The 13,183-nt window shown below is 58.8% G+C and carries 12 protein-coding genes; 8 read left to right on the top strand and 4 right to left on the bottom strand.

The genetic code is table 11. The features are described 5' to 3' along the window. Positions 1-10 precede the first annotated feature (10 nt). From QP891_RS05555 to QP891_RS05540, 4 genes are all read right to left on the bottom strand, one after another. The gene (locus tag QP891_RS05555) at positions 11-976 is read right to left on the bottom strand and encodes a hypothetical protein (protein WP_284770264.1); all 966 of its coding nucleotides are present in this window, start codon (positions 974-976) and stop codon (positions 11-13) included. A 165-nt stretch (positions 977-1,141) separates the two neighbouring features. Continuing rightward, on the bottom strand, positions 1,142-2,296 hold the full coding sequence (locus QP891_RS05550) for an ATP-binding protein (protein WP_284770265.1): 1,155 nt from the start codon (positions 2,294-2,296) through the stop codon (positions 1,142-1,144). 110 nt (positions 2,297-2,406) lie between these two features. After that, positions 2,407-3,465 carry a CNNM domain-containing protein gene (locus QP891_RS05545; RefSeq protein ID WP_284770266.1) on the bottom strand — a complete coding sequence of 353 codons (1,059 nt, stop codon included), beginning with the start codon at positions 3,463-3,465 and terminating at the stop codon, positions 2,407-2,409. After that, positions 3,465-4,853 (bottom strand): hemolysin family protein, encoded by a 1,389-nt coding sequence (locus tag QP891_RS05540; RefSeq protein ID WP_284770267.1) that lies wholly within the window; start codon positions 4,851-4,853, stop codon positions 3,465-3,467. Before QP891_RS05540 ends, QP891_RS05545 begins: the two co-directional genes overlap by 1 nt. A 149-nt stretch (positions 4,854-5,002) precedes the next feature. Between QP891_RS05540 and hemW the strand changes: the two genes are divergently transcribed. The 8 genes from hemW to QP891_RS05500 all read left to right on the top strand — a co-directional run bounded on the left by hemW (position 5,003) and on the right by QP891_RS05500 (position 12,983). Then, positions 5,003-6,142 (top strand): radical SAM family heme chaperone HemW, encoded by a 1,140-nt coding sequence (gene hemW / locus QP891_RS05535; protein WP_023023436.1) that lies wholly within the window; start codon positions 5,003-5,005, stop codon positions 6,140-6,142. 164 nt (positions 6,143-6,306) lie between these two features. Next, on the top strand, positions 6,307-7,347 hold the full coding sequence (hrcA, locus tag QP891_RS05530; RefSeq protein WP_284770268.1) for a heat-inducible transcriptional repressor HrcA: 1,041 nt from the start codon (positions 6,307-6,309) through the stop codon (positions 7,345-7,347). Between the two features lie 80 nt (positions 7,348-7,427). Next, the gene (gene dnaJ, locus QP891_RS05525) at positions 7,428-8,585 is read left to right on the top strand and encodes a molecular chaperone DnaJ (protein ID WP_284805854.1); all 1,158 of its coding nucleotides are present in this window, start codon (positions 7,428-7,430) and stop codon (positions 8,583-8,585) included. Next, entirely contained in the window at positions 8,585-9,328 is a 744-nt protein-coding gene (locus tag QP891_RS05520) for a 16S rRNA (uracil(1498)-N(3))-methyltransferase (RefSeq protein WP_284770270.1), read from the top strand. The genes dnaJ and QP891_RS05520 overlap by 1 nt, the downstream gene beginning before the upstream one ends. Positions 9,329-9,338: 10 nt before the next feature. Beyond that, positions 9,339-10,316, top strand: a complete 978-nt coding sequence (locus QP891_RS05515; protein WP_284770271.1) for a PhoH family protein — start codon at positions 9,339-9,341, stop codon at positions 10,314-10,316. Next, positions 10,317-10,937 carry an rRNA maturation RNase YbeY gene (gene ybeY / locus QP891_RS05510; RefSeq protein WP_284770272.1) on the top strand — a complete coding sequence of 207 codons (621 nt, stop codon included), beginning with the start codon at positions 10,317-10,319 and terminating at the stop codon, positions 10,935-10,937. 51 nt (positions 10,938-10,988) lie between these two features. Further along, positions 10,989-11,837, top strand: a complete 849-nt coding sequence (gene pdxY, locus QP891_RS05505) for a pyridoxal kinase PdxY (protein WP_284770273.1) — start codon at positions 10,989-10,991, stop codon at positions 11,835-11,837. Positions 11,838-11,963: 126 nt separating this feature from the next. Then, entirely contained in the window at positions 11,964-12,983 is a 1,020-nt protein-coding gene (locus QP891_RS05500; RefSeq protein ID WP_284770274.1) for a formamidase, read from the top strand. Positions 12,984-13,183 lie beyond the last annotated feature (200 nt).

Below are 13,183 nucleotides of genomic sequence, written 5' to 3'. Positions count from 1 at the left end.
CGGCAATAACTTAGTGGCAGGATCGCTGGGTGCGTACCGCGTTCTGGCGCGCAGAGATAGTGGCAGTGACCTCAGAGATGAAGCGTCCCGGGTGCTGTACTAACTGGCGCGGGGAAAATCGTATGACGGTAAAACCCGCATCGTGCAGGCGCTTTTCGTGGGATTGGCCGGTTTGGTCCCGCGGCTTCGTTGGCATCGTGGTGGCCGCGGCGTCGTCTGGCCTCCCGACCGCTGTGGAAGAAGCCCCGGCCGTATGGTCATCGTTCGGTTCAGTGATGTCGATGATGTAGGTCTTATTGATACACAACTTCGCGGTAATGCCGGGAAGGGCAGTGTACTGAACCTCGAAAAACATTGGCCACGGAAAATCCGCCTGGATGAGCAGGGCGCGGGCAAAGGAAGCAAGGGGAGACGGGGAGGCGGCGCAGCTGTGGTGGATCACGTCCCGGACGACCGCGCTATTGCGCACCCTGCCCATCCGCGCGAACTCCTGCCTGAGTTTCTTCTTCGTTATCCCTGCCCGCAAGGCAGAGTCGGCGGCAATGAGGCCTTCGCGAAAACCGTGGAATCGGGCGATATCGATCACAGCTCGGGCTGGCGAAACGGTGCGGGAGCCATGCACCAGCATCGGTTCGGGTAATTTCGTTTTGCGGTAAATGCGTTCTGGATGGCGCCGGTCCTTATTTGGCAAAGAGTTATGGGGAAGGGCCATTTCCACCTTTTCTTCCGCGGAGGCAAGCACCCATAGCCCGTGGACGCGGGCGGCGGACTTAGAGATGAGCACCGCGGTATAAGCGCTGCGGGCGGCGGCGATGGCGCGCAGGCGCAGCTGGGAGGATAGGCTCAAACCGTGGTAATGGTCGCGGTGTACCGCGATGCGGGGTGCGAGCTTGAGGTAGGTGCCGTTATCGAGGTCGCGGCCGAAGGTGGGATGGTTGTGCCGGATGGAAGGAATATTAGTTAGTGCTTTGCTCATGACCCCGAGCACATATGAGGCGCACGATGCCTGCTACCCGAATGCGCGCGAGGCTGTGGAGTTCTCGTTGAATCTTCACTAAGTGTGAACCGTGGTGCTCGAGTGGCGCCACGAGCTTAAGTTATCCACACCCGCGCTATGGGTGGGTTGCGCGACTGAGCTCGATTAGTACGAATCGATTACCAAGCTAGCGGCATGCTCGCGCAAATAATCTCGAAGGTAGGGCAGGGCAAAGTCTACTTGGCCACTGGCTGGTATCTCGATTAATTCCGAGTCAAGCAAGCGGCGGCGGTAATTGGATGCATATTGCGAGCTTTTTCCTAGGCGGGCCGTGATATCACTCATGGATGAGGGGCCATTGTCTTGCGCCATATGGAGCAGGAATGTCCGATCGATGGGGGAAAGCTCCGCTAGGGCGGGCTCATGGATTAGCTGCCCTAGCTTTCGTCGTGCTTTGGAAATGCCTTCCTGCGCAGCGTCCACCGAAATCGTATTGTCTGTTCGGTGGCGGAAAGCCCATAGGCCGACGAGCTGAATCATAAAGGGGTATCCCTGGCAAGCGGATACGGCAGAATTCAGCGCGTCCTTGTCCCAATTAACCTCTGTTTCTTCTACGGGAGCCTTGAGTGCCTTCCGGACGTCCGTATCCGCCACTCGGTCCAATTCAATACGGTTCGCACGGCGGAGAAAAGTGACAGGATTAGAGTCATCCTGGCTGGCTAAAAGCGGTTTAATCGAGGAAGGGATCCCTGCCATGACCACGGCAATATTTTCCCCTTCTCGCACGAGGTGCTGGATGGTAGCACCAAAATCGATGACCTCATCACTGCGCTGGTGGTGCATTTCATCCAACGTAATGAGCACCCCGGTGGGCTCGCCGTGGGAAATCCGGTCGAGTTCGCGCTGCGCATGGAGAAGGTCTTTCAAAGCCCTTCTTAAGGGATAAGATTCCGCGGATAATGTCCTTGGATCCCATTCCATCCCGATGCCTAATTGAAAAAGGTGCAGGTTGAAACCTTTTAGCGCTGTGCGGTTGAGTTGAAGGGTATTAATAATTTCAGCTCGGAGCCGCTCTGCAAAACCGGCAGATGCCGTGTCATTAAGGATGCGCCAACCGCGATCTGACGCGGTGTCTTCGAAAGCATTGAGCAACACCGTCTTGCCGATACCGCGTGGACCCACGACGAGAGAAATACGTTCATGGGATCCGGGGCCATCGTCTAAGGCATAAGCGAACTCCTCAATGGAGTCTTTACGGCCGGCTAGGTAGGGAGGCGTGGCTCCAAGCGTGGCGGTAAACGGATTCTTCCGGTGGGTCATAGCCCAAGTGTAAAACACCGCGCTTGTGTACGCTTGTTTATCTTTTGAATTTTGTTTATAAAACTATTAGGTACCGAAACCAACGGGACTGGTTGGTTTCGGTGAGGACGCTATACCGCAGGGGGAGGGGTGACCTTGTCCAGCTGCTCGGTAATCTGCGGCCACAGCTGGCCCATGATGTCATCCCAGGTAAGGATCCACACGGCCTTGTCTTTGTCCGCTTTGCCTACGACCACGAGCTGCTCATTGCGGGCGCGCATGTGATCGAGAGTCTTTTGCACGGTGGTGGCAGAAGAGACGGAAATCGGGTCGCGGGAAAACTCGAGGACTGGGGTATCGGGATTGGCCAAGAGGGTATCGCGCACGTGCACCACGCGGGGCACGCGGGAATCCTTGGGGAAGACGAGCACGCGCATAATGTTTTTGCGCAGGACGAGCTCTTGGAGCTGTTCCACCGTGGCATCGGAAGGCAGCGGCACTACCTCTGAGCCGTGGGCGCGCGCCATGGCGCCTACCGTGGAGTTCTCGAGCTCGATGACATCGGAAATCTGGTTAGCAGAATTATCGTCGAGCGCGCCGGTCTCGCGGGAGTGCTCGACCAAGGTGCGCAGCGTCTCGGCGTCGTAGCCGGCGGCACCGGCGCGATCGACCGGTTCCTCACCCGTCATGGCTACCAATTTATTGGCCATCGTGTTAATCCACTTCAACAGCGGGCGGAAGACCCACACGAATCCGCGGGCGGGGATGGCAATGACCTGCAGGGCGGATTCTGGGTGCGCAATGGCCCAAGACTTGGGCGCCATTTCACCCAGTACCAAGTGCAGGAAGGTGACGATGAACAGGGCGAGGATGAAGCTGGCGACATCGGCAATGCCCAGCGGCAGGCCAAGGGCCTCCAGCGGGGCCATCAAAAGGTGATGGACCCAGGGCTTGGTCACGGCACCGAGCACGAAGGTGGCGGCGGTAATGCCCAATTGCGCGCCCGCCAGCATGATGGTCAGCTCATTGAGCGAGCGCAGGCCGGCGCGGGCGGTGCGCGAGGATTCCGCGTTTTCTTCAAGCCGGTTGCGGCGCGAGCCCATGAGGGAAAACTCGATGACCACGAAGAAGCCGGAAGCCGCAATAATGAGCAGCGTGACGATGAGGTTGAACCACCACGTATCGGTCATTATGCCTCCTCCTCTTCTTCTTCGCTGTCATGAACGTATTCCTCAATGAGTTCGATGGCCAGGGAGGATGGCACGTGGCGGTCTACATCATCCACGCGCATGCGAATGGAGCGAGTCGGTGCTTCGTCATGATCCACCCAGTCGTCCGGCTCGGCCTCTAGGTCGATGGTGTGGATCTCGCCTACCTCTGGCAGGGCGCCGGCATGTGCGATGAGCAGGCCGGCGATGGTTTCAAAATCGCCCTCTGGAAGATCGTGGCCAATGGCGCGCTCGATTTCATCCAGCGGCGTATCGCCATCGACAAGCCAGTGGGATTCGTCCTGCTCGGTGATTTCTTCAGTTTCCTCGATATCGTGCTCATCGGTGACATCGCCCAAGATCTCTTCGGCCAAGTCCTCCATGGTGACGATGCCGACAAATCCGCCGTACTCATCGATGACGCAGGCCAGCTTTTGTTCCTCGCCGCGCAGTTCATCGACGACATCAGGAAGCGGCATAAGCTCCGGAACTACCAAGGGCTCGCGCATGATGGCAGTAGCGCTAGTGGCAGCAGGGAGATCGGAGCCAAGGACATCGAAAAGATGCACCACGCCGATGGGATTGTGCTCATCATCGATGACGGGGTAGCGCGTGTGGTTTTCAGACATCAATTCGCGCACCTCACCCAAGGTGGTGCCTGGGTCGATCACGTCCACGCGGGAGCGGGGGATCATGGCGTGCTCGACGTCGTGCTCTGGAAAGTCGAGCAAACGGTCCAAGACCATATAAGTATCCTCATCCAAAACGCCGGTTTCGTGCGAGGAATCGACGATGGATTCGAGGTCATCGGCTGTTGCGGAAGAATCGACGTCTTCTACCGGCTCGATGCGAAATAGCTTCAAAATCGCGTTGGAGGAGTACTCGAAAAAGCGGATGAGCCAGCCGAAAATGCGCAGATACCACTGCGTGGACGCGGCCAAGCGCAGCGCCGTTTTCATGGGCGCGGCGATGGTGTAGTTCTTGGGGAAGAGCTCCGCGAAAAGCATCGTGGCGATGGTGGAAATAAACAGCGCCGCGATGGTGCCGATAGCCACGGATACGCCGGTGGGAATGCCTACGCCGCCGAGCAGCACGCCAAGGCCCTGGCCCACTAGGGGCTCTGCCACATAACCAATGAGCAGGCCGGTAATGGTAATGCCGAGCTGCGCACCGGAAAGCATGAAAGAGGTGCGCTTGGTGATGTCGAGCGCGCGCTGGGCGGATTTATCACCTTCAGCGGCCATGGACCGCAATTGGGTGCGGTCCACAGACATGAATGAAAACTCTTGCGCCACGAAATAAGCGTTCGCGACGATGATGATTCCGATGACGACAAAGCCAGCCAGGATCATCAAAATAGCCGATAACATGAGTTACTCCCCACCGCCTATAAGGTGGCGGGGACATCGACTGGGAGGCTCCACTGAAGGTACCTTTCTATACGCGGGAAGTTGGCAATATACTACATATTTAACACCCATTTCGGCCATTTTGTTCCCCGCCTATTAGGGTTTGATTCATGACTGAACCATTCGGGCTGTATATCCACGTTCCCTTTTGCGCCACCCGCTGCGGCTATTGCGATTTCAATACCTATACCCCCGGCGAGTTGGGCAGCCCGCGCGATCTCACCGGACCGTACCTCGACGCCCTAGACAAGGAGCTGGAGATGGCGGCTGGCCGCGTGGGACGCACCGCGGATACGGTTTTCATCGGCGGCGGCACCCCCTCGCTCTTGGGAGGCCAGGGCCTGAGCCGCATCCTGGATACGGTGCGCTCTACTTTTGGGCTTAGCCCAGGTGCCGAGGTCACCACCGAGTCCAACCCGGAGTCCACCTCGCCGGAGTACTTTGCCGCGCTTGCCGATGCCGGCTTTAACCGCATCAGCCTCGGCATGCAGTCCGCCTCGCACAGCGTGCTCCAGGTGCTCGAGCGCGCCCACACCCCCGGGCGCGCCTTCGACGCCGCGCGCGAGGCCCGTGCTGCCGGCTTCCAGCACGTTAACCTCGACATGATTTACGGCACACCCACCGAAACCGACGATAACGTCCGCGAGACCTTGGACCGCGTGCTCGAGACCGGCGTCGACCACGTCAGCGCGTACTCGCTCATCGTAGAAGACGGCACCCGTATGGCCCGCAAGGTGAATAAGGGACTGTTGCCCGCTCCGGATGAGGACGTGCTGGCCCGGCGCTACGAAATGATTTCCTCCACTCTGGAAAACGCCGGATTCGAGTGGTACGAGGTCTCCAATTGGTCGCTGCCCGGCGGAGAATGCGAGCACAACCGCATTTATTGGGTGGACGGCAACTGGTGGGGCGCAGGTCCCGGTGCCCACTCCCACCTAGGCGACGAGCGCTTTTACAACGTCAAGCACCCCAACCGCTATATCCAAACGATAGGAAACGGTGAGCTGCCCATCAAAGACAGTGAAACCCTAACGGGGGCAGATCGCCACATGGAAAAGGTGATGCTCGGCCTGCGCCTGCGCGAGGGCATCCCAGAATCCTGGCTCGATGCCCACGCAGCCCCTGCATTGGAGGGATTCATCGACCGCGGCCTGCTCGAGCGCGCCGGCCAGCGCGTGCGCGTGACCAAGCGCGGGCGCCTGCTTGCCGATGGCATTGTCTCCGATCTCCTCATCGCCGAAGAGTCCTAGCCGCCGTCAGAAAGTTCTTATATTTTCCCCTGAACCACCAAAACCTCTTATTCGGGCTTATTCTTGTTAGACTTTTAAGATTGGCACTGGATTTACGCTGTATTTATAGAGAGACGCCGGTACATCGACTTAAACTAACCCGCAGAGAATAGGAGCGTTGAGAAGTGTCCACCTCAACTGATGCCCGCCGCAAGGAGGTCCTGCGGGCCATCGTTGCGGATTACATTGCCTCCCAAGAACCCGTCGGTTCCAAAACGCTGGTAGAGCGCTACCGGCTGGGCGTTTCTTCCGCGACCATCCGCAATGACATGGCTGTGCTGGAATCTCAGGGTCTGATTTCGCAGCAGCATGCCAGCTCAGGGCGCGTTCCCACGCAGCAGGGCTACCGGCAGTTCGTTGATTCTCTCCACGAGGTTAAGCCGCTTTCTACCCCTGAGCGCAAAGCGATGCTGAACTTCCTGGAAGGCGGGGTAGACCTCGAAGATGTCCTTCGCCGCTCCGTGCAGCTGTTGGCCCAGGTCACGGAGCAGGCGGCCGTGGTGCAGCTGCCTAATTTGAAGGTCTCGCGCGTTAAGCACTGCGAGGTGGTCACGCTATCTCCGGTGCGGGTGCTGCTCGTGCTGATTACGGATAATGGCCGCGTGGATCAACGAAACGTGGAACTGGATGAGGTCATTGACCAAGACCAGACGTATCGCCTGCGGGACATCGTCAATAATGCGCTGGTGGGCAAAACGCTTACTGATGCCTCCGTGGAGCTCGCCCACCTCGTCGATGACGCTCCTCTAGATATCCGCCACCACGTACTCAAGGTGGCGACCACGCTCATTGAAACCTTGGTGGAACAGCCTTCTGATCGCCTGATTATGGCGGGGACCTCCAACCTCACCCGCGTCGCCCGCGAATTCCCAGAAGGCCTGCCCAAAATTATCGAGGCTTTAGAAGAACAGGTCGTCGTCCTGAAATTGTTGGCGCGGGTGCCGGATCTGGGCAATGTTTCCGTGGTGATTGGAGACGAAAACGAAGAGGATCAACTGCGTGATGCCTCCGTCGTGGCCGCCGGCTATGGCTTTGGAACCGGGGGACAGGTGGCGACGCTGGGCGGCCTTGGTGTGGTGGGTCCGACGTTTATGGACTATTCGGGAACAATCTCTAAGGTCTCTGCTGTTGCACAATACGTAAGCGAAATTTTGGCCGGCGAGTAGTGCGGGTAGACTAGCCGGTCGCTACATAAATTTTTTCAAGGTAATACCAACAAGACGATCGAGAAGGAATATCTCTAACAGTGGCTCGTAACTATTACGGCATCCTCGGTGTTGATAAGGACGCAACGGACCAGGAAATTAAGAAGGCGTACCGCAAGCTGGCCCGCAAGTATCACCCGGATGTGAACCCGGATGATGAGGCAGCGGCGGAGAAATTTCGTGAGGCCTCGGTAGCCCAAGAAGTTTTGCTGGATCCGCAAAAGCGCCAGATCGTCGATATGGGCGGCGATCCCATGGAGCAAGGCGGCGGTGGCGGCGCCGGTGCCGGCGGATTTAGCGGCTTCGGCGGCGGAGGCTTAGGCGATATCTTCGCCGAGTTCTTCGGCGGTGGCGCCGGCGGCGGATCCCGCGGACCTAAGTCGCGCGTGCAGCCTGGCAACGACGCCCTCCTGCGCACCCGCATTAGCCTGGAAGAGGCCTATACCGGTCTAAAGAAGAAGGTTACCGTTGATACCGCGGTGCTGTGCGATTCCTGCGGCGGTACCGGCTCGAACTCCAAGTCCAAGCCTGTTACCTGCGATAACTGCAACGGCATGGGCGAAATCCAGGAGATGCAGCGCAGCTTCTTGGGCAACGTGATGACCAGCCGCCCGTGCCCGAAGTGCCAGGGCTTTGGCGAAATCATTGAGGATCCCTGCAACCAGTGCGCCGGCGATGGCCGCGTGAAAAAGCGTCGCGATCTTACGGTCTCTATCCCGGCCGGCATTAACGATGGCATGCGCATCCGCATGGCCTCCCAGGGCGAGGTCGGCCACGGCGGCGGACCCGCAGGTGACCTTTACGTGGAGGTACACACCCAAGAACACGAGGTTTTCCAGCGCAATGCGGATGACCTGAACGTCACCGTGCACGTGCCGATGATCGATGCTGCGCTGGGCACCAACTTCACCATCGATCAACTCAATGGCGAAGAGCTCACCATCGATATCGAGCCGGGCACCCAGCCAGGCGAGTCCATCAAGGTCGAAGGCGCGGGCATGCCACGCCTGCGCACCGATGGCTACGGCAGCCTGTTTGCCCACGTGGACGTGGTCGTTCCCAAGGACTTGGACCGCAAGAGCCGCGAGGCGCTGGAAAAGATCCGCAATACCCGCGATGAGGGCGCCCGTGTGCGCACCGCCAGCGACGGGCAGGAAGACTCCTTCTTTACCCGCCTGCGCGATAAGTTCCGCCGCTAATGTCGCTGCCCGTCTTCATCCACCCGGATCTCTCCGCCGCCGAGGCCGGAGACAGCATCACGCTGTCGGGGCCCGAGGCGCGCCATGCCGTGACGGTCAAGCGGATGCAACAGGGGGAGAAGCTAGCGCTTATCGATGGCACCGGTATCCGCCTCACCCTCACCGTTACCGAGACCTCGGGCAAGGACCGCTTAGCCGGCACCGTCGAGTCCGTTACCCACATCCCCGAGCCGAATCCGCGGGTAACGGTGGTGCAGGCGATCCCTAAATCCGAGCGCGCTGAGCTGGCCGTTGACCTGGCTACCCAAGCTGGGGCGGATGAGATCATCGCCTGGCAGGCGGATCGCTGCGTGGCTAAGTGGGATGGGAAGAAGGCTCCGAAGGCCGTCGCCAAATGGCAGGCCGCCGCTGAAGCAGCCGCAAAGCAATCCCGGCGAGACCGCATCCCGCAGGTTCGCGGTCCGCTGACCACCCGCCAATTGGTTGTGGAACTGACAGAGCGCGCAGAATCGGCGAGCGTATTAGTCCTACACGAGGAAGCCACCGAATCCATCCGCGAGGTGGACCTGCGCGGCGAGGTCTTCCTCTTGGTCGGCCCCGAGGGCGGCATAGGGGAAGAAGAGCTGACAACACTGTGCGAGGCCGGGGCCGTTCCCATCAAATTGGGCCCAGAGGTTTTGCGCACCGCCAGCGCGGCGATGGTGGCTTTGGCGGCTATCGGCATGCGGACTGAGCGCTGGTAGCCTATTAGACGTGCCTATCATCACCAAGAAATGTGAGATCGATTCCGCGTATGTCAGCAGCGTATTGGGCAGCGCGGACGATAACCTCCGCGTGCTCAATGACCGCCTCGATGCGGACCTTTTTGCCCGGGGCAATATTGTCACCGTCACCGGCCCCGATTACGAGGTAGCCCGCGCGGCGAAGATCCTCGACGAGCTCGAGGCCATCGCCAGGCGCGGCCATGCCGTATCCACCGATACGGTAAAGCACACCATGGACATGGTGGCCGTGGAGGCGCCGCAGTCGGTAGCGGCGGCGATGGCGGCGGACATCGTCAAGCGCCGAGGCAAGTCGATCCGTCCCAAGACGGTGGGGCAATCCGAATATGTGCAGGCCATCGACAATAATACGGTGGTCTTTGGCATTGGCCCGGCCGGTTCAGGAAAGACCTATCTGGCGGTGGCGAAGGCCGTGCAGGCCCTGCAAAATAAGCAGGTCTCGCGCATTATTCTTACCCGTCCGGCGGTTGAGGCGGGCGAAAACCTGGGCTTTTTGCCGGGTACGCTCAATGACAAGATTGACCCGTATCTGCGCCCGCTTTATGACGCGCTGCGAGACATGCTCGATCCAGAGATGATCCCCAAGCTTATGGATGCCGGCATCATCGAGGTCGCCCCGCTGGCGTATATGCGCGGGCGCACGCTCAATGATGCATTTGTCATCCTTGATGAGGCGCAAAACACCACGCCGGCGCAAATGAAGATGTTTTTGACCCGCCTGGGCTTTGGTTCCACCATCGTGGTCACCGGCGATATCTCCCAGGTGGATCTCCCGCGCGGCCAGATTTCCGGTCTGCGTATCGTGCGGCGGATCCTCAATAACGTGGATGATATCCACTTTGCGGATCTCAGCGCCCAAGACGTGGTGCGTCACCAGCTGGTGGGCCGCATCGTGGATGCTTATGATTCCTTTGATAATAAAAAGGCTGCGGAATACGAAGGGGAATAAGTGAGTATCGAATTTCTCAATGAGTCGGGTTTTGATGGCGTCAACGAGGAGATGCTGATCGATGTCGCCTCCTATGCCTTCGGCGCCATGGATATCAACCCCGATGCGGAATGCACCATTACCTGCGTGGACCTGAAATCCATCGAGGATCTGCACATCCGTTGGATGGACTTGGAAGGCCCTACCGATGTGATGAGTTTTCCCATGGATGAGCTCACCCCCGGCGCCACTTCTGGTGGCGGGCGCCCCGATGCCGCCGATCCGGGACCTGCCATGCTTGGCGATATCGTATTGTGCCCCGAGTTTGCCCTCCGCCAGGCCGATGCCGCCGGGCATTCGCTCGGGCACGAGCTCGCGCTTTTGACGGTGCACGGCTGCCTGCACTTGCTGGGCTACGATCACGCCACCGCGGCGGAGGAAAAGGAAATGTTTGCCCGGCAGAATGAGCTGCTGGCGGATTGGTACGATGACCTCACCGCTCGCGGGAAAAGCTACCAGCCAAAGCCCTCGGGCCCGAAGGCCTTTCCCGATGCCGCCGAGCGAGCCCGCCTCGATGAACAGGTACCCGGCGGCGGAATTCCGGCCATCGGGGAGCCAAAGGACGAGGAACTCCAAGAATAATTTCGCCCGTTCCTTTGTCTCTGTGCACAGTCAGTAGCACAATGGATAGCTATGACTATCCTTTCCATTCAGTCTCACGTCACTTACGGCCACGTGGGAAATTCCGCGGCCGTCTTTCCCCTCCAGCGCGCCGGCCACGAAGTATGGCCCGTGCACACGGTGAACTTCTCCAACCACACCGGATACGGTGACTGGGGCGGACCGATGATTCCGGCCAGCGATGTCACGTCGATCATCGATGGCATCGAAAAGCGCGGTGCTTTTGAAGGTATCGACGCCATCCTTTCTGGCTACCAGGGCGGCTCCGATATTGCCGATGCCATCGTGGACACCGTTCGCCGAATCAAGGCCGTCAACCCCAAGGCGCTGTACGCCTGCGACCCCGTGATGGGTAATGCGAAGTCGGGCTGTTTCGTTTCCGATGACATCCCGCCGCTGCTGCGCGACCGCGTGGTGCCGGTTGCCGATATCATCACTCCTAACCAATTTGAGCTGGGCTATCTGACCGATACCGAGGTCAGCACCTTGGACGAGACCTTGGCGGCGGTGAAGAAGGCGCAGGAAATGGGTCCGAAGACGGTATTGGTTACCTCCGTAAAGCGCCCGGAAACCCCTGCGGATCAGATCGAGATGCTGGCCGTTGACGGTGAGCGCGCTTTCTTGCTCTCCACCCCGTTGTTGCCGTTTAAGCGCAACGGCTCCGGCGACGTGACCGCCGCGCTGTTTACCGGCCACTACGTTGAAACCCATGACGTGAAAGAAGCGCTGCGCCGTACCGCGTCTTCCGTCTACGAGCTTCTGCGCACGACGTATGAAGCAGAATCCACTGAGCTGCAGCTCATTCAGGCCCAAGACGCTTTCGCCCACCCGAGCATGCAATTCCAGGCCGAGGAGCTCTAAAGCTTTCTCCCAGCGGGGGTGCGTCTGCAATCCGAGACAAGCGCGTCGTTTTTCTAGTGGATACGTGATGTTCACCATATAAAGTGGTAGGTGTAACTTAATCAACGACGCGATTGGAGTTTCGTCTTGTCCAGCACCGGAAGCATCAGCGCATCCCCCGACGGCCTGTTGATGGCCCTTATCCAATACCCAGTTCCCGTAGTCAATACCCCAGAAGACGTTCAAGCAAACGTCGATGAAATCTGCCGCATGGTGGCCTCGACCAAGGCAGGCTACCCAGACTTGGATCTCATCGTCTTTCCGGAATACTCCTCGTCAGGACTGAACACCAAGATCTGGTCCTACGATGAATTCCTCATCGGGCTCGATGACCCCAAGGTGGACCAGTACAAGCAGGCTTGTAAGGACAACGACGTCTGGGGAGTCTTCTCCATCATGGAACCCAACCATGAAGAGGGAAAGCCACCGTTCAACACGGCGATTATCATCAACTCCGATGGCGAGATTGCGCTGCACTACCGCAAGCTGCAGCCATGGACCCCCATCGAGCCGTGGTACCCAGGTGACCTGGGCATGCCGGTGTGCGATGGCCCCAAGGGCTCCAAGCTTGCAGTCAATATCTGCCACGATGGCATGTTCCCTGAGCTCGCCCGCGAAGCGGCCTATAAGGGCGCCAATGTCTACATCCGCATCTCGGGCTATTCCACCCAGACCCAAGACCAGTGGGTGATGACCAACAAGACTAACGCCTTCCAGAACCTCATGTACACGGCATCGGTGAACTTGGCGGGCTATGACCAGGTCTTCTACTACTTCGGTGAAGGCAATGTCTGCAACTACGATGGCCACATGATTTCTGAGGGTCACCGCAACCCCGGCGAAATCGTCACCGCAGAGGTATTCCCAGCGCTGGCTGATAAGGCGCGCATCAACTGGGGCCTCGAAAACAACATCTTCAACTTGGGCAACCGTGGCTACGTCGGTTACCCAGGCGGAAAGACCGAAAACTACCTCACCTGGGTAGAAGACCTTGCCAAGGGCGAGTACAAACTGCCATGGTCCGATGATGTTCGCATTAAGGACGGTTGGAAGTACTACCCGGACGGACCGCAGCTTGGTCCGCTTCCGGATGAATTCAAGAACTAGACACTCGGCTATTAGCTACTGAAGGCCCCGCACCCTCGTTTATTTTGAGGGAGCGGGGCCTTCGGACTGGTGTTGACCTGATAGGAACATCAAAAGGTCAACGTCCTCAGGTATATCTGAGCGCGATTTGCTACATTTCAGGCGCGAATATGCTCAGTTATTGCAGTGGACCTATAGCATCTGCGAAAAGAACGGCGCGG

The sequence above is a fragment of the Corynebacterium sp. MSK310 genome (assembly GCF_030227355.1).
GTDB lineage: Bacteria > Actinomycetota > Actinomycetes > Mycobacteriales > Mycobacteriaceae > Corynebacterium > Corynebacterium rhinophilum.
Note: the sequence above shows the minus strand (reverse complement) of the source record. Positions and strands in the feature narration are given on the sequence as shown.

What these genes read in the sequence shown, in the direction of transcription:
- QP891_RS05545 (WP_284770266.1), bottom strand. Translation starts at nt 3,465, where the DNA reads ATGACCGATACGTGGTGGTTCAACCTCATCGTCACGCTGCTCATTATT.
- QP891_RS05550 (WP_284770265.1), bottom strand. Translation starts at nt 2,296, where the DNA reads ATGACCCACCGGAAGAATCCGTTTACCGCCACGCTTGGAGCCACGCCT.
- pdxY (WP_284770273.1), top strand. Translation starts at nt 10,989, where the DNA reads ATGACTATCCTTTCCATTCAGTCTCACGTCACTTACGGCCACGTGGGA.
- QP891_RS05540 (WP_284770267.1), bottom strand. Translation starts at nt 4,853, where the DNA reads ATGTTATCGGCTATTTTGATGATCCTGGCTGGCTTTGTCGTCATCGGA.
- hemW (WP_023023436.1), top strand. Translation starts at nt 5,003, where the DNA reads ATGACTGAACCATTCGGGCTGTATATCCACGTTCCCTTTTGCGCCACC.
- QP891_RS05555 (WP_284770264.1), bottom strand. Translation starts at nt 976, where the DNA reads ATGAGCAAAGCACTAACTAATATTCCTTCCATCCGGCACAACCATCCC.
- QP891_RS05520 (WP_284770270.1), top strand. Translation starts at nt 8,585, where the DNA reads ATGTCGCTGCCCGTCTTCATCCACCCGGATCTCTCCGCCGCCGAGGCC.